Source organism: Maricaulis sp. W15 (genome assembly GCF_001924955.1).
Lineage (GTDB): Bacteria > Pseudomonadota > Alphaproteobacteria > Caulobacterales > Maricaulaceae > Maricaulis > Maricaulis maris.
On the sequence record NZ_LQXG01000021.1, the window covers coordinates 1 to 15,917 of the forward strand.

Here is a 15,917-nt window from a genome sequence, read left to right on the forward strand (position 1 = left end):
CGAGGTGCCCCCGGCGCCACCCACAAAACTTACATAGCAAGGCACCGGCAAGGCACCTCGCACCCCTCAACTGCCCAAACCGCCAGGCGTAAGCGCCGTGGCGTGGGCAGGCTTGTCGTTCATTCAAACCACAGGAAAGGAGACCGTCAATCAGACCGCCTTCCCGCCGGCCGGACCGGGCTTTCCACTCTGGCGCATCCGCGCCGCCGGACGGGCGGGAAGGCGGTGGACGGCAGCCTCCATGCAAGCGCGACCTTGACACATATAAACATATCTTTATACGTGAAGTCGCGCCGATTTGATGTCTAGCTTGCGGGCGCGGAAAAAGTGCGGCTAAAGCGGATCAGACGAGGCCCGGCAAACGCCACGCATATTTTCGCCTCGGCAGCATCCCGCAATCGGCGTGCCGCGCTATCCGCCCAGACGGATTGTGGTTCGATGTCCCTGGTTGCGGCGCTTGATTACCCCCTTCACACAATGCCGGCGACGGCTCTGACACCACGCTTGCGCGTGGTCCTGTTGGGCTGCGGCACGGTCAATGCCGGTGTCCTGGCCGGGCTTGAAGCGATGGAGACCCAGGTCGAAATCGCAGCCATCATTACCCGCAAACCGCGCCGCCGGGGTGATGAGCGTTATGCCTGGCTGACCGATCTCACCGCGGCTTTCGATACCGGGCCGGACCTCGTGATCGACGGTCTGCCCGATTGCGGCGCCGCCGAAAAAGCCCTCGCCCTGGCGGTTGGACGCGGCATCCATGTCATCTCCGCGAACAAGGCCGTCATCGCCCGCCGCCCGGACCTTGAAGCCCGCGCCCGCCGCGCCGGCACCGGCTTTGCCTATTCAGCCGCGGTCGGCGGCGGCGTGCCGGTGCTGGAGACCGTCGCCCGCCTGAAAGCTGCCGGCGAAACGATCACCCGGGTTCGCGGCGTGCTGAACGGCACCTCCAATTTCGTGCTCGGCCTGCTGGAAAACGGCATCGGCTTTGACGACGCCATCACAGCCGCCCAGGCTGCCGGCTTCGCCGAGGAAGACCCCAGTGCCGATCTCGACGGCCTGGACGCCGCCGCAAAGCTGGCCCTGATCGCCCGCACCGCCTTCGACATCGCCCCGGACGCCTATGCCATCCCCGCCGACAGCCTGTTCGACCTCTCGGTCGGCCAGGTCCTCGGTGCCCGCGAACACGGGCTGCGTTATCGCCAGCTCGCCGAGCTGGTCGCCGGCGAGGACGGGATCAGCGCCAGCGTCCGCCTGATCGCCCTGCCGGAGGACCACCCGTTGGCGCGGGTCGAAAATGAGGAGAATGCCGTGGAAATCCGCTGCGCCAGCGGCACCATGATCGTGCTCAATGGCAAGGGCGCCGGCCAAACGCCGACCGCCGGCTCGGTCCTGTCCGACGTCCGCGCCTTGCTCGCGAAGGTCGGGACGCGATGAGCGTGACCCTGGAACACCCGCCCGGTCGTCGATGTCGCGACATCTCGACCATCGCCCTCACCGCGACCGGTTCGCCAGTTCCGGTCCATGGCCGCCTGACCGGGCCGGAAGGCGCGCCGACCATCCTCGTACTGGGTGGCATTTCCTCAGGCCGGAATGTCGCCGATACGGCAAACGACAATGGCTGGTGGCGTCAACAGGCCGGCCCCGGCAAGCCGATCGATACCAATCGCCATCGCATCCTGTCCTTTGATTTCATCGGCGCCGACATCCATCCCTTCCCGACCACACAGGACCAGGCGCGCGCCATTCTCGCCCTGGCCGACGCAGCCGATATCCGCGACCTGGCCATTGTCGGTTCCTCCTATGGCGGCATGATCGGCCTGGCGCTGGCCGAATTGGCCCCGGAACGGGTGCGCGAACTGGTGGTAATCTCGGCCGCCGACCGCTCGAGCGAGATGGCCAAGGCCTGGCGCTCGATCCAGCGCGACACGGTCGAGATGGCGCTGCGCCTGGGCGATGGCAAGGCCGGACTCGACCTGGCCCGCCGCCTCGCCATGACGACCTATCGCACACCGGACGAATTCGAGGCCCGCTTCGCCGATCCTGATCCGGACAGCCGCGATGCCGGCGGTGTCGCCACCTATCTGGCGGCGCGTGGCGAAGCCTGGGCCGACACGGTCGACCCGCAACGCTTCCTCGCCCTGTCACGATCGATGGACGAACACCGGGTCGAGGTCGGCGGTCTGAAATGCCGGGTGACCTACATCGCAGCGCTTGAGGACCGGCTTGTGCCCGCCGACCAGATTGCCGACGCCGCCAAGCGGACACCGCGGAGCCGGCTAATCACGCTCAGCTCTGTCTTTGGCCATGACGCCTTCCTCAAGGAAGACGCTATCATCGGCGCCACACTGGACGAGATTTTCGGGAGCTGACATGTCGAGCGATCAACGCACCAAGGCCATCCGGGCCGGTCTGAACACCGACCGGAGCTGGAACGCCGTCATCCCGCCGCTGTCGCTGTCGACCGCCTATCGGCGCGAGGACCCGGCGATCCAGCCGGCCTTCGACTATGCCCGTACCGCCAATCCGGGCCGTTCACTGCTGGCCGACGCCATCGCCGAGCTGGAAAACGCCGCCGGGGCCATCGTCACCGGATCAGGCATGGCAGCGATCGACCTCTTGCTGCACGACCTGCCACATGGCGCCCGGGTGATCTGTTCGCACGACGCCTATGGCGGCACACGGCGCCTGCTCGATGCCCGCGGTCGCGGCGGTCGTCTGGTGCCGGTCTATGTCGACACCACCGATCTCGACAAGGTCGCCGACGCCCTCAACGAGGACGCCGCCCTGATCATCGCCGAGACCCCGTCCAATCCCCGCCTGCGCATCACCGACATCAAGGGCCTGGTGCGCCTGGCCCGCAATGCAGGGACCGAGCTGGCCGTCGATAATACGGTGATGTCGCCAGTCCTGCAGCGGCCACTCGACTGGGGCGCGGACTATTCCGTGCAATCGGTGACCAAACTCCTCAACGGCCATTCCGACATGGTGGGTGGCGTGGTGTGCTGCGCCGATCCGGAACGGGTCGCCGAGCTGACCTGGTGGGCCAATTGCGTCGGCACGGGCGCCGCCGCGTTCGACAGCTATCTCGCCCTGCGAGGCCTGCGCACCCTGCCGCTGCGGGCCAAGGCCCAGTGCGAGAGCGCGCTTCAGGTCGCCAGATGGCTGGACGCCGATCCGCGCGTCGCCCGGGTCGATTACCCCGGACTGGAAAGCCATCCCGGCCACGCCCTCGCCCTGCGCCAGCAGGACGGGTTCGGCCAGCTGATCAGCCTCGAACTGGCCAAGGGCGCGCCCGCTCCGCGCGACGTCGTCTCGTCGCTGGAGATTTTCACGCTGGCCCAGTCGCTGGGCGGGGTGGAAAGCCTGTGCTGCATCCCGGCCCTGATGACCCATGCCTCAATGTCACCGGAAGCCCGAGCCGAAGCCGGTGTCGCTGACAGCCTGATCCGGCTCTCGATCGGGCTGGAAAGCCCGGCCGACCAGATCGCCGATCTCGACCGGGCGCTATCGGCCTGACCTGTCACACAGCGTCCGAGCGGACCCGGGCCACGGCCTCATGCCAGCCCTTGCGGTCTGCCCTCCGCCGGTCCTCGTCCGTCTCCGGAGCAAAGCGGCGGTCGGCCGCCCACAGCTTGCGACCATCCTCGAGTGAGGAAAACATGCCGCAGCCCAGGCCCGCCAGGAAGGCCGCGCCCCAAGCCGTCGCCTCGATACTGACCGGTCGCACCGCCTCGATCCCGGTCAGATCGGCGAGGCGTTGCAGAAACGCGTCATTGGCCGCCATGCCGCCATCGACCCGCAGGCTGAGTGCTTCAACACCATCGGCTGCCATCGCATCCAGCAGGTCGCAAGTCTGATGCACCGAACTGTCGAGCGCCGCCCGGGCAATTTCGGCCCGGCCCGAGCCCCGGGTCAGCCCGACCAGCGCGCCGCGGGCCTCGGCATCCCAATAGGGCGCGCCAAGACCGGTGAAAGCCGGCACCAGATAAACGCCGCTATCGGGATCGGCACTCAGGGCCAGCGCCTCGATCTCCGAAGACTTGGCGATCAGGCCGAGACCATCACGCAGCCATTGCACCGTCGCGCCCGCCGACAGCACCGAGCCTTCTAGGGCATAGGTCGTCGTGCCGCCGATCCGGTAGGCGATGGTGGCCAGGAGTTTCTTGCTGGAGCGCACCGGCTTGTCGCCGGTATTGATCAGCACGAAAGCGCCGGTGCCATAGGTTGATTTCATCTCGCCCGGCGCCAGGCAGACTTGGCCGATGGCGGCCGCCTGCTGGTCGCCGGCGACACCGGTGATCGGCAGCGCCTGTCCCAATACAGACTTGTCCGCCACACCGAAATCACCGGCACTGTCGCGCACCTCGGGCAACAGGGCAGGCGGCACATCAAACAGGGCGCACAGGTCTTCGTCCCAACGATTGGCCGTGATGTCGAACAGCGCCGTCCGGCTGGCATTGGTCGCGTCGGTGGCATGGACCGCGCCACCGGTGAGCTTCCAGATCAACCAGCTGTCGACCGTGCCGAAAGCCAGCTCGCCCGCCTCGGCGCGAGCCCGGGCGCCGTCGACACGATCAAGGATCCAGGCGATCTTGGTGGCCGAGAAATAGGGGTCGAGAACAAGGCCGGTCTTTTGCGTGACCATCGTCTCATGACCTTCCGCCCGCAGCGCCGCGCAGCGCTCGGCGGTGCGCCGGTCCTGCCAGACGATGGCATTGTGGATCGCCTCGCCGGTCGCCCGGTCCCAGACCAGGGTCGTCTCGCGCTGATTGGTGATGCCGATCGCCTCGGCGCGGTAGCCGGCCTTGTCGGCCGCCGCCAGGGCTTCACGGGCCGTCGCACGGACGGTGGCCCAGATCACGTCGGGGTCATGCTCGACCCAGCCCGGCTTGGGATAGATTTGCTGGAATTCCCGCTGGGCGGTGGCCACGACATCGCCATCCGGCTTGAAGATCACCGCCCGCGAACTGGTTGTACCCTGATCGATCGCCAGCAGTGCCTTGCGTTTGGAAAACATCGCCATCCTCCCCGATTGCGACTGTGACTATAGCCCTGACGGCGCCGGAGAAAACGCGCTAGGTTCATGACCAAAGTGGAGGATGCATGAGCGACGCAGAATTCAGGCTCGAACGGTTGGCCAGCCCCAGCGGTGCCGATCTGGCGATTTACACGCATGACGCCGCGGCCACGCCGCGCGGCATCGTCCACATCAATCACGGCCTCGCCGAACATGCCGGACGCTATGCCCGCATGGCGGCGCAGCTGGCAGGACGCGGCTATCACGTCATCGCCCAGGACCATCGCGGCCATGGCGCGACGACATCCAGCGACGGCGGGCCACGGCGCTTTGCCGACGAGAATGGCTGGGACAAGCTGATGCAGGACGTCGCCGCCGTCCACACCGAGGCCCGGCGCCGCTGGCCCGGCCTGCCGCTGGTGATTTTCGGTCATTCCATGGGATCGGTGATCGCCTTCAATCATGTCCTGCGAGCGCCCGACAGCGTCACCGCGGCGGCGATCTGGAACGGCAATATGGCGCTCGGCCCGTTGAAAGGCGTGATGCGCTTGGTGCTCTTCTTTGAAGCCCTGTTCGGCGGCGGCAAGCTGGCGACCAGCCACACGCTGGACACGCTCACCTTCAAGGCCTGGAACAAGCGCTTCCCGGAAGGCCGCAGCGATGCCGACTGGCTGTCGCGCGATACCGATGAGGTCGATGCCTACGTCAATGATCCGCTGAGCGGATGGCCCTCGACGGTCTCCCTGTGGCGCGATTTTCTCACAGGCGTCGCCCATGCCGAGGATGACAGCAAGCTGGCCGCCCTGCCCAAGGCCCTGCCGATGCACCTGATAGCCGGCTCGAAAGACCCGGCGACCGAGGGTGGCAAATCGATGCAGGCCCTGGCCAAACGCCTGAAGAAGGCCGGGCTGACCGATGTTCGCCTGGAAGTGCTCAAGGATTTCCGCCACGAAACGATGAACGAGATCGGCCGCGACGCCCAGATCGACGCCTTTGCCGACTGGCTCGACCGGGTCACCGGCTGAGCCATGCCAACCCGTGATGTCGTCATCATTGGCGCCGGCGCCGCCGGTCTGATGTGCGCCATCGAGGCGGGCAAGCGCGGGCGCTCGGTCACGCTGATCGAGCACGCCAAGGCGCCGGGCGAGAAGATCCGCATCTCCGGCGGCGGGCGCTGCAATTTCACCAATATGCACGCCACGCCGGAAAATTTCCTGTCGCAGAACCGGCATTTCGCCAAGTCAGCGCTGAAGCGCTACACCCAGTGGGATTTCATCGACTGGGTCAATCGCCATGGCATTGCCTGGCATGAAAAGACGCTGGGCCAGCTCTTCTGCGACCATTCCGCCAAGGACATCATCGCGGCCCTGCTGAAAGACCTGCGCCAGGTCGGCGGCGAACTGCGCCTGTCGACATCGGTGACCGGCGTCGAGCGCAAGGGCGAGGGCTTTGCCGTCGGACTGTCTGACGGATCGACACTGGATGCGGCCTCGCTTGTTATCGCCTCGGGTGGCAAATCGATCCCAAAAATGGGCGCCACGGGCTTTGGCTATGAGGTCGCCCGCCAGTTCGGCCTTGGCCTGGTCGAGACCCGGCCCGGCCTCGTGCCGCTGACTTTCGATCCCGACACGCTGACCCGTTTCAAGCCGCTTGCCGGGGTCGCCGTCGACGGCGCGGCCTGTCACGGCAAAACCCGTTTTGAAGAAGCGATGCTGTTCACCCATCGCGGCCTGTCCGGCCCGGCCATCCTGCAGATTTCCTCATACTGGCGGGAAGGCGAGGAAATCCGGCTGCATATCCGGCCCGATCTGGATGTCTTCGCCCTGCTGCGCGCCGCCCGTCAACACAATGGCCGCCAGGCAATACAGACCGCGCTGGCCGAACACATACCCAAACGCCTCGCCCAGATGCTGGTTGAGGAGGCCGGCCTGGCCGGCAATCTCGCCGACCAGTCGGACAAGAAACTGCGGGCTTTCACCGACCGTCTGGCCGCCTGGCCACTCACCCCGACGGGGTCGGAAGGTTATCGCACGGCCGAGGTCACGCTGGGCGGCGTCGACACCGCATCGCTGGACAGCCGGACCCTTCAGGCCCGCACCGCGCCCGGGCTGTTTTTCATCGGAGAAGTTGTTGACGTAACGGGTTGGCTTGGCGGATACAACTTTCAATGGGCATGGTCGTCCGGCTGGTGTGCCGGTCAGGTCGCCTGACAATCAAACGAGCGGAAGGGCGCGACAAATTTGTCGCGGATTTCTTCTCGCCACAAAACGGGATGGGAGGTATCTCTGGTGGGTAAACGGCGTTCGCCGGATCGGCGCCGCGTCGAGCGACACCCGACGAGAACATTTTGGCCATGAAGTTGAATACCTCCTACCTCTCTGCGGCAGGCATCTTTGTCGCGGTTGTCCTGCTTTTTACCCTTGGCACTGTCTTCCGCAGTGATGCGGTCACCGAAAGCGATGCGTCGGCCGGTGACCAGCCCCTGTTCGAAGTCGTCACCCGCACCGTCACGGCAGCACCGCGGCCAGCGGAATTGCGCCTGCGTGGGCGGACCGAAGCGATCCGCGCCGTCACCGTGCGGGCTGAAACCGGTGGCCGTGTCGTTGAAGCACCCATTCTGGAAGGCAGCCCGGTCTCGGCCGGCGATGTGGTGTGTCGGCTTGATGTCGATGCCCGCGGCGCCGCCGTCGATCAGGCGGAAGCCGAACTGCGCACCCGGCAGCTGGAATATGATGCCGCCGCCGAACTGCTGGCCCGTGGCCACCGCTCGGCCAACCAGGTCGCCGCGGCGGAAGCCGTTCGCGATGGCGCCCGGGCGCAGCTGCGGGCCGCCCGCGAGGAATTGGCCAATATCGAACTGCGCGTCCCCTTCGACGGATATTTCGATGGCCGCGACGCCGAGATCGGCGACTTCCTGCGCACCGGCGACGCTTGCGGCACGGTGCTGCAGCTCGATCCGATCCTGATCATCGCCGAAGTGGCCGAACGCGATGTCGGCTCGCTGCAACCGGGCATGCCCGGCACCGCGCGCCTGCTCAGCGGGCAACAGGTTGACGGCACTATCCGCTTCGTCGAACGACGCGCCAATCCAGCAACCCGCACCTTCCGCGTCGAACTGGAAGTGCCCAATCCGGACGGCGCGATCCGCTCGGGTGTGACCGCCGAAATTCGCCTCAACCTGGCACCGGAACCGGCGCACCGCGTGCCCGCCTCCATCCTGGCGCTCGACTCCAACGGTGACCTGGGTGTTCGCATCATCGAGGATGGTGACACGGTCCGCTTCCTGCCGATCGAGCTCTTGAGCGATGATGGTGAGCAAGTCTGGATCAGCGGTCTGCCGGAGACGGCGGACGTCATCGTGCTGGGCCAGGACTTCGTGTCCGATGGCACCCGGGTCGAGGTGCGGCCGGAGGGTGCAGGCCGTTGACCGGCATTGTCGACTTCGCGATCGGCCGGGCGCGCATGATCCTGGCGATCTTCGTGTGCGCACTGCTCGCCGGCCTGTTGGCCTTTATCACCCTGCCGCGCGAAGCCGATCCGGATATCCCCTTCCCCTTCGTCATCGTGGTCGTGCCGCTGGATGGCATCTCGCCGGAGGACGCCGAGCGCCTGATCGTGCGCCCGACCGAGACCGAGATGCGGGCCATTGAAGGGCTGGAAGAACTGAACGGAACGGCTGCGCTCGGCGCCGGCACACTCGTCGCCGAGTTCGATGTTCCCTTCGATGCCGACCAGTCGGTCCTCGATGTCCGCGAGGCGGTCGACATGGCGCGTCGGGAATATCCCGAGGATGTGCGCGAACCGGTCATCCAGGAATTCAACTCCGCCCTCGCACCGACCATCGCCGTGCAAATCTATGGCGAAGCGCCGGAACGGGCTCTCTATCGCACCGCCCGCATGCTTGAGGACGAGCTTGAGGCCCTGCCGCAAATCCTCCAGGTCGACATTCAGGGCCTGCGCGAGGAAGTGCTGGAAATCGTCATCGACCCGGCCCGGCTGGAAACCTATGGCGTCACCTATGCGCAGCTGTTCAACGCCGTTCAGTCCAATAATCGCCTGATCGCCGCCGGCTCGCTCGACAGCGGTGAAGCCCGTTTCCAGGTCAAGGTTCCCGGCCTGTTCGAGGAGGCCGACGACGCCCTCAATCTGCCGCTGACCCGCTCCGGCGACACGGTCGTCACCCTGCAGGATGTCGCCACGGTTCGCCGTACCTTCAAGGATGCCGACAGTTTCGCCCGCTATAACGGCGCGCCCGCCTATACGCTGCAGGTCGTGCGCCGTTCGGGCGAGAACATCATGGAGACGGCAGCGGCCGTGCGGGCGCTGACCAACGGGATTGCCGAGACCTGGCCGGAAACCATCCGGCATGATTTCTCGCTCGACCTGTCGACCTATGTCCGCGACAGCCTGCAGAGCCTGACCTCCTCGATCATGCTGGCGATCATCCTGGTGTTGATCATCGTGGTCGCCGCGCTCGGCCTGCGCTCGGCCCTGCTGGTCGGCATCGCGATCCCGTCGAGCTTCCTGTTCTCCTTCCTGCTCCTCGACCTGTACGGGCTGACCGTCAATTTCATGGTCATGTTTGCCATGGTCCTGGCCGTCGGCCTGCTGGTCGACGGGGCCATCGTCGTGGTCGAATATGCCGACCGCAAACTGGCCGAGGGCGAGACCCGCAAACAGGCCTATGCCAGCGCCGGCAAGCGCATGTTCTGGCCGATCGTGTCGTCGACCGGCACGACGCTGGCCGCCTTTGTGCCCTTCCTGTTCTGGAATTCCATTCCCGGCCAATACATGGCCTTCTTGCCGATGACCCTGATCTTCGTGTTGACGTCTGCCCTGGTCATGGCGCTGATCTTCCTGCCGACCCTGGGTTCGGTCTTTGGTCGCAAGGGCGGCGTGGTCGATCCCGACAGCGCGGTCGCCCATCTCAACGCCCAGGAAGACAGTGATCCCACCGACCTGCCCGGCCTGACCGGCGCCTATGCCCGCACCATCGCCCGGCTGGTCAAGCGACCGGCCATGGTCTCGGTCGCGGCCCTGGTGATCGTCGTCAGTGTCGTGATGAGTTTCGGCGCGACCGCATCCAACATGCGCACCGAGTTTTTCCTCGATGCGGAACCGGAGCAGCTCTACGTCTTCGTCCGCGCCCGCGGCAACATGTCGCCGACCGAACAGTATGAACTGGCCCTGGAAGCCGAGACCCGGCTGGCCGGGATTGAGGGCATCAAAGGCTATTACACCGTCGCCGGCACACCGCCCGGCGCCTCGCCTTTCGACGGGGTCGGGGCCGCGCCCGCCGACAGTGTTGCGCGCATCTTCGTGGAGTTCGAACCGTTTGGGCAGCGCCCCAATGGTCGCCTCATCGAGCGCCGCATCCGCGACGCCATGGCGGGCATTCCCGGCGTCATCATCGAAGTGCGCCCCTTCCAGCAGGGACCGCCGGTCGGCAAGGACATCCAGATTGAGCTGCGCTCGAATGATGCCCCGGCGCTGGAGGCCGCGACGCGTCTGGTCCGCGGATATCTCGACCAGATGGACGGGCTGGCCGACATTGACGACACACTGCCGCTGCCAGGCGTGGAATGGCGGCTTGATGTCGATCGCGAAGAGGCCGGTCGCTATGGTGCCGACGTGACCCAGCTGGGCGCCGCCGTGCAGCTGGTCACCACGGGCACGCTCGTCGGCCGCTATCGCCCCGATGACGCCGATGAAGAAGTCGATATCCGGGTCCGCTTCCCGGCCGCCGACCGCGATATCTCGCGTCTCGACGACCTGCGCGTGAACACCGCGACCGGTGCCGTTCCGATCTCGAATTTCGTCACCCGCGAAGCCCGTCAGCGCGTTGACTCAATCTCACGCCGCGACGGCAAGCGGGTTCTGATCGTGCGCGCCAACGCCGCCGAGGGTTATGCCGGCAATATCCTGCTGACCGAGCTGCGCGGCTGGATCAATGAGCGTGTCGCCGACGGCAGCATCCCCCGCTCGGTCGAGGTGAATTATCTCGGCGCCGACGAAGAAAATGCCGAAGCCGGCGCCTTTTTCGGCGGCGCGATGCTGGCCTCGCTCTTCATGATGGCGGTCATCCTGCTGTGGCAGTTCAATAATTTCTGGCATGTCGTGCTGACGCTGCAGGCGGTTGTCCTGTCGGTCGTCGGCGTGTTGCTCGGTGTGATGCTGACCTTCCCCTATATCTCCATCCTGTTCCTGGGAACGGGGGTGGTGACGCTGGCCGGCATTGTGGTGAACAACAATATCGTCCTGATCGACACTTTCCAGCGCCTGCGCGGTCTGGGCATGCCGGTTGATGAGGCGATTGTCCGCACCGCGGCCCAGCGCCTGCGTCCGGTCATGCTGACCACGATCACGACGATTTTCGGTCTGTTGCCAATGGTGTTCCAGATCAATGCCGATTTCGCGCACGGAACCCTGTCCATCGGCGGTCCGGCCAGTGAGTGGTGGGTTCAGTTGTCGGCGGCGGTGGTTTGGGGACTGGGTTTTTCAACCCTGCTCACCCTGCTCCTCACCCCGGTCCTGCTCGGCGCGCCGTCACGATTGGCCCGCTGGCTGGGCTTTGAACGCCGCGATGCCCGCGCTGACGAGAATGGCGACGCCCAACCGGCCGAATGATCAGTCCCGGCTGACACGGATCAGGCGACCATCGGCCTCGTCCGTCAACAGCCAGACCGCGCCATCCGGCCCGACCCGGACATCGCGGATCCGCGCACCGACCTCGCCGAACAGGATCTCCTCGCCGACCACGTCGCCATCGTCCAGATCGACCCGGCGGACATGGCCTGACGGCACACCGGCATCGCCAGGGATAAGGGCAGCGACCAGCAGATCGCCGTGCCATTCCGGAAACATCTCGCCCTGATAAAGCTCCATGCCGGACGGCGCGATCGAGGGCACCCAGACGTGCAGCGGCTCGGCCATGCCCGCATAAGCCTCGAACGGCGTGACCAATGCGCCGGTATAGTCGATGCCGTGACTGGTGATCGGCCAGCCATAATTGCTGGATGCCTCCAGGATATTGATCTCGTCACCGCCGCGTGGCCCGTGCTCATGGCTATAGATGACCCGGTTGACCGCATCATGGACCACCGCCTGCGGATTGCGGTGACCGATCGAGATCACGCCGGGCGCTGCCTGTTCGAAGGTGCGCTGCACCGGTTGGCCGTCCAGCAAGAGATGCACGAACGTGCCGAAATGCGTGTCCGGATTCTGGGCTTCCTCGCGATAATCGAAACCATCACCGATGCCGATGAGCAGGCTCGGCGGCGCGTCTGCCTCCGCCGGGATCATGGCGATGCGGCCACCATAATGCACATCGGTCCGGCGGTGCGGCATGGCTTCAAACACGACTTCGAAGTCGACCAACGTGCCGCCCTGCAGCCGACCACGCCCGAGATAGAGCGTATTGTCGTCGACGCTGCCACCGCTCCAGCTCAGATAAACCAGGTGATCGGTCTCGAAACCGGGCGACAGGGCGACGTCCAGAAGCCCGCCCTGGCCCGACCACAACACGTCCGGCACGCCCCCCACCGGGGTGGCCACCAGACCGGCCTCGTCAACAATGCGCAAGCGGCCGGGTTTCTCGGTGACCAGCATGCGGCCATCGGGCAGGAAGGCCAGGCTCCACGGATATTCAAGCCCCGAAACCCGGGTCTCCAGGGTCTGTGCCGATGCCGCCGACGTCATCAGCATGCCCGCAATGATCACCGATATGATTGACCGCATGTCCAACTCCCGAATTGTCGCCTTGTGCGCCACACTATAGGCTCTGCAACCGGCTGTAGAGTGCCCGGGAGACAGGCTGGCATGACCTTGTTGCGAATGATCGCGATCCATCTCCTGGCCGTGCTGGTCGGGACCGTGCTGGTCAGCATCGCCAACACCCATGTCGATCTGCAGGCCCTGGCCCGGATCGGCGCCGAGATTCCGTTTGCGGTTCGTCTCGACGCCAGCCTGCGCGACCTGCAGGGCTTTGCACCGACCCTGCTTGCGCTCCTGCTTGTCGGGTTTTCAATTGCCTTCCCGGCCGCCGGATGGATCGCCGCCCTGTTGGGCGGCGGCATCTGGCGACCGGTCGGATTCTCACTGGCCGGCGCGGTGGCCGTCATGGTGATGATCACCTGCATCACGCTGGTTTATCGTGAACTCCTCGGTTCAACGATCACACCCATCGCCGCCAGCCGCGAACTGGGCGGACTGCTCACTCTTTCCGCAGGCGGGTTGGTCGCCGGCCTCGTGTTTGCCTGGCTCAAGCCGGCATCGCGTTAACCGCACCAATCGGCATTCGATTCAATTGAATTTTGAATGCCGCCATCGGCAAAGACCGAACCTTAAATCCGGCCAGGCTAGCCTCGAATTCCCGACAGCGAGGTGACGATGAGCCGTATCCGCGAAACAGTCCGGTCTGACCTGCGCAACATCGTCAAGGGCGGTGCGACGTCACGCATTCTCGACCTGCATTCCATTGCCCGTCGATATGGCGAGTATGACGCCCATGCCGACAATCCCTTTTTCCTGCATGGCCGGCTCAATCGCTGCTTCATAGTCAAACACACGGTGCGGGCCCATGAACGCCCCTATGTGATGTCGAACCAGCCTGTGGTGACCAAGGTTCTCGTGCCGTTGGCCCATGATGACCTGGCGCTGGGCGGGCACGCCGTCTTCGTCGAAGAAATCGGTTTTGCCGGCAAGATGCGGACCCTGTTCGAGCGCAAGGACGAGCCCCACCTGCTCGATCTCGACCTGATCCGCCTGCGCGAACTCGCGGCCCTGCCGTCCTTCGACCCGTTTCTTCTGGCCGAACGCTTCCGCGACCATGTCCGCCCGATCGATGATTGTTACTTCAACATCACCGATGCCGAGGTCGAACGGATGGAGCAGTCCGTCGCCAAGCAAATCGTCTCCGTCGTCGCCTTGGCCTTTGGCGAAGAGGATGGCGGGCGCGACGATGAGCGCGCGATGCGGTTCACCCGCCAGCTCCTGTCCGGCGATCTCGACGGGCGCATGCAGGCCCTGCGCAAATCCCTCGACATGACCGAGATCGAGTTCAAATCGGGCATTTTCGGCTGGAAGGGCGTCCTCTACTATCGCTGGTGCATGAGCGAGGCGCTCAGTGCGCTCAAATCCTTCATCACACAGCTCAAGGCCGTCAGCATCGTCGGCGCGTCGGATCACGAGTATAACGAGTTGCAGCACATGCGCCGCTCGATCATCGAGGAAACCCGGCACCGCTGGAAGAATCTGACCTCGGTAATGGACGAATATGAACACGTCTTCGGCCGCTTCTGCCGCGGCGAAGATGTCAATGGGTTCCGGAACTTCCTGTTGAAGGCCCCGACCCTATTCTATGATGTCGGCAGCGACCTCTCCGCCGTCAGCCATGTGCCGGGCTATTGGAGCTATTGGGCCAAGCAGAACTCGAAAGGCTTCCTGCAGGCCCGGGAAGCCATGATGTTGTTCTCGGACTTCATCGCCAGCGTGACCCGCTTCTCACCGGGTAGCGCAACCCGGATCGACGATGCCCGACGGCGGATGCGTTCTCCCATCCCGCATCCTGTCGTGCAGGCGATCGGCGTCGCCTGACGCCCTGGGCCGCCATCCCCCGAAGCGCCGGCGCCGACGGTGTCGCGCCCATCCGGTCACCGATCCACACGCCGTGACCACTGTTCGTCCGTGCACGATCATTACGGTTTGGAGAGATATGACGGCTATTGTGCCAGTTTACCGGATTCGGGCCGGGCAAGGGCAGAAATGGACTCTAATCTGAAACGACTGGTGCAAGGTGGCACGACGAGCCGAATCTTCGATCTCTGGTCGACGAGCCGCCGGCACGCACACGATTTCGACTTTGACCGACGCCCGGTTTTCCAGCATCGACGGCTCAATCACGCCTTCCTGATCAAGCACACGGTTCGTCCGCACGAACGGGCGATATTGCCGGCGGAACTGGCGGTGGTCACCAAGCTGATCATCCCGGTATCCATTGACGATCTCGGCATGGGGGGCCACGCCCTGTTCATCGAGGAGCGTCGCGGCCTGCCCAAATTGCGCAAGTTTCTCGATCTCGCATCATCAAGCGGTGACAGCCTTGATGCCGATATCGACCGTCTGCGGGAACTCGCCGCCCTGCCCTCCTTCGACCCATTTCTGCTTGCGGACCGATTCCTCAAGCATGAACGGCCGGTCGATCCACGCTATTTCGATATCGCCCCGAAAGAGCGCAAGGCCATGCAGGCCTATGTCGCTCGCCAGATCGCCAGCGTCGTCGCTATGGCCTTCGGACAAAAAAACCTCGCCGAGGATGATGAGCGGGCACTGAAATTCGCCATCGAGCTGATCAATGGCGAGGAAACCGAGAAGATGAACGCCCTGCGCCAGACGCTGGGCATGACCCGGGACGAGTTCGTCAAGGGCATGTTCGGCTGGAAGGGCGTGCTTTACTATCGCTGGAAGCTCAACGACGTGACCGATCGCCTGCGCCGCTTTGTGATCGACATGGATGACCTGGTCATCCGGGGCGCATCCGCAAACGAGCGCCAGCAGATCAACGAGATCCGCCGATACATTCTCAAGGAAACCCGGCAACGCTGGGCTGCCCTGGTCTCCGTGCTCGACGATTTCAATCACGAGTTCGAGCGTTTTTGTGCCAATGGCGAGGCCACGACCATCCGCAATTTCCTGCTCAAGGCGGATGGCTATTTTTTCCATTTCGGCAGCGACCTGTCGGCGCTCACCCATGTGACTTCCTATTGGGATTACTGGTGGCAGCATCGCGATCCCGGCTCGCTGTCAGCACGTGACGCGATGGAGGTTTTCCCCTCCTTCCTGCGCAGCCTGACGCGTGATCGCGGCCATGGCGTGCCGAAAGTCCTGCTGGAGTGACCTTGCCGGC

12 protein-coding genes are annotated in these 15,917 nt (G+C 64.8%); 10 read left to right on the top strand and 2 right to left on the bottom strand.

What is annotated here, in order from left to right; translation table 11 throughout:
• Nucleotides 1-438 precede the first annotated feature (438 nt).
• From AWH62_RS15150 to AWH62_RS15160, 3 genes are read left to right on the top strand one after another with little or no spacing between them, the layout of a single operon-like run.
• A complete protein-coding gene (locus tag AWH62_RS15150) occupies nt 439-1,431 on the top strand; it encodes a homoserine dehydrogenase (protein ID WP_075191338.1) in 993 nt (330 codons plus the stop codon).
• Nucleotides 1,428-2,366, top strand: a complete 939-nt coding sequence (locus tag AWH62_RS15155) for a homoserine O-succinyltransferase (RefSeq protein ID WP_075191339.1) — start codon at nt 1,428-1,430, stop codon at nt 2,364-2,366. Before AWH62_RS15150 ends, AWH62_RS15155 begins: the two co-directional genes overlap by 4 nt.
• 1 nt (nt 2,367) lies before the next feature.
• Complete coding sequence (locus AWH62_RS15160; RefSeq protein WP_075191340.1) at nt 2,368-3,513, top strand: PLP-dependent aspartate aminotransferase family protein; 1,146 nt, start codon at nt 2,368-2,370, stop codon at nt 3,511-3,513.
• Nucleotides 3,514-3,517: 4 nt separating this feature from the next.
• Here the strand turns inward: AWH62_RS15160 and glpK are convergent, their stop codons facing one another.
• The gene (glpK, locus tag AWH62_RS15165; RefSeq protein ID WP_075191473.1) at nt 3,518-5,014 is read right to left on the bottom strand and encodes a glycerol kinase GlpK; all 1,497 of its coding nucleotides are present in this window, start codon (nt 5,012-5,014) and stop codon (nt 3,518-3,520) included.
• An 86-nt stretch (nt 5,015-5,100) separates the two neighbouring features.
• Between glpK and AWH62_RS15170 the strand changes: the two genes are divergently transcribed.
• The 4 genes from AWH62_RS15170 (at nt 5,101) to AWH62_RS15185 (ending at nt 11,641) form a co-directional block, all read left to right on the top strand.
• Nucleotides 5,101-6,039, top strand: a complete 939-nt coding sequence (locus tag AWH62_RS15170; protein WP_075191341.1) for an alpha/beta fold hydrolase — start codon at nt 5,101-5,103, stop codon at nt 6,037-6,039.
• Nucleotides 6,040-6,042: 3 nt separating this feature from the next.
• Nucleotides 6,043-7,224, top strand: coding sequence for an NAD(P)/FAD-dependent oxidoreductase (locus tag AWH62_RS15175; RefSeq protein WP_075191342.1), 1,182 nt, complete (start codon nt 6,043-6,045; stop codon nt 7,222-7,224).
• A gap of 143 nt (nt 7,225-7,367) precedes the next feature.
• Entirely contained in the window at nt 7,368-8,441 is a 1,074-nt protein-coding gene (locus AWH62_RS15180; RefSeq protein ID WP_075191343.1) for an efflux RND transporter periplasmic adaptor subunit, read from the top strand.
• Nucleotides 8,438-11,641, top strand: a complete 3,204-nt coding sequence (locus tag AWH62_RS15185; protein WP_075191344.1) for an efflux RND transporter permease subunit — start codon at nt 8,438-8,440, stop codon at nt 11,639-11,641. Before AWH62_RS15180 ends, AWH62_RS15185 begins: the two co-directional genes overlap by 4 nt.
• Here the strand turns inward: AWH62_RS15185 and AWH62_RS15190 are convergent, their stop codons facing one another.
• Nucleotides 11,642-12,751 carry a PQQ-dependent sugar dehydrogenase gene (locus AWH62_RS15190; protein WP_075191345.1) on the bottom strand — a complete coding sequence of 370 codons (1,110 nt, stop codon included), beginning with the start codon at nt 12,749-12,751 and terminating at the stop codon, nt 11,642-11,644.
• Nucleotides 12,752-12,832: 81 nt separating this feature from the next.
• Between AWH62_RS15190 and AWH62_RS15195 the strand changes: the two genes are divergently transcribed.
• The 3 genes from AWH62_RS15195 (at nt 12,833) to AWH62_RS15205 (ending at nt 15,907) form a co-directional block, all read left to right on the top strand.
• Nucleotides 12,833-13,294 (top strand): hypothetical protein, encoded by a 462-nt coding sequence (locus AWH62_RS15195; RefSeq protein ID WP_075191346.1) that lies wholly within the window; start codon nt 12,833-12,835, stop codon nt 13,292-13,294.
• A 108-nt stretch (nt 13,295-13,402) separates the two neighbouring features.
• Nucleotides 13,403-14,608 (top strand): hypothetical protein, encoded by a 1,206-nt coding sequence (locus AWH62_RS15200; RefSeq protein ID WP_075191347.1) that lies wholly within the window; start codon nt 13,403-13,405, stop codon nt 14,606-14,608.
• A 168-nt stretch (nt 14,609-14,776) separates the two neighbouring features.
• Complete coding sequence (locus tag AWH62_RS15205) at nt 14,777-15,907, top strand: hypothetical protein (RefSeq protein ID WP_143743094.1); 1,131 nt, start codon at nt 14,777-14,779, stop codon at nt 15,905-15,907.
• The last annotated feature ends 10 nt before the right edge of the window (nt 15,908-15,917 follow it).

Coding starts and splice junctions, on each gene's coding strand:
- AWH62_RS15150 (WP_075191338.1), top strand. CDS start 439: ATGTCCCTGGTTGCGGCGCTTGATTACCCCCTTCACACAATGCCGGCG.
- AWH62_RS15155 (WP_075191339.1), top strand. CDS start 1,428: ATGAGCGTGACCCTGGAACACCCGCCCGGTCGTCGATGTCGCGACATC.
- AWH62_RS15160 (WP_075191340.1), top strand. CDS start 2,368: ATGTCGAGCGATCAACGCACCAAGGCCATCCGGGCCGGTCTGAACACC.
- glpK (WP_075191473.1), bottom strand. CDS start 5,014: ATGTTTTCCAAACGCAAGGCACTGCTGGCGATCGATCAGGGTACAACC.
- AWH62_RS15170 (WP_075191341.1), top strand. CDS start 5,101: ATGAGCGACGCAGAATTCAGGCTCGAACGGTTGGCCAGCCCCAGCGGT.
- AWH62_RS15175 (WP_075191342.1), top strand. CDS start 6,043: ATGCCAACCCGTGATGTCGTCATCATTGGCGCCGGCGCCGCCGGTCTG.
- AWH62_RS15180 (WP_075191343.1), top strand. CDS start 7,368: ATGAAGTTGAATACCTCCTACCTCTCTGCGGCAGGCATCTTTGTCGCG.
- AWH62_RS15190 (WP_075191345.1), bottom strand. CDS start 12,751: ATGCGGTCAATCATATCGGTGATCATTGCGGGCATGCTGATGACGTCG.
- AWH62_RS15195 (WP_075191346.1), top strand. CDS start 12,833: ATGACCTTGTTGCGAATGATCGCGATCCATCTCCTGGCCGTGCTGGTC.
- AWH62_RS15200 (WP_075191347.1), top strand. CDS start 13,403: ATGAGCCGTATCCGCGAAACAGTCCGGTCTGACCTGCGCAACATCGTC.
- AWH62_RS15205 (WP_143743094.1), top strand. CDS start 14,777: ATGGACTCTAATCTGAAACGACTGGTGCAAGGTGGCACGACGAGCCGA.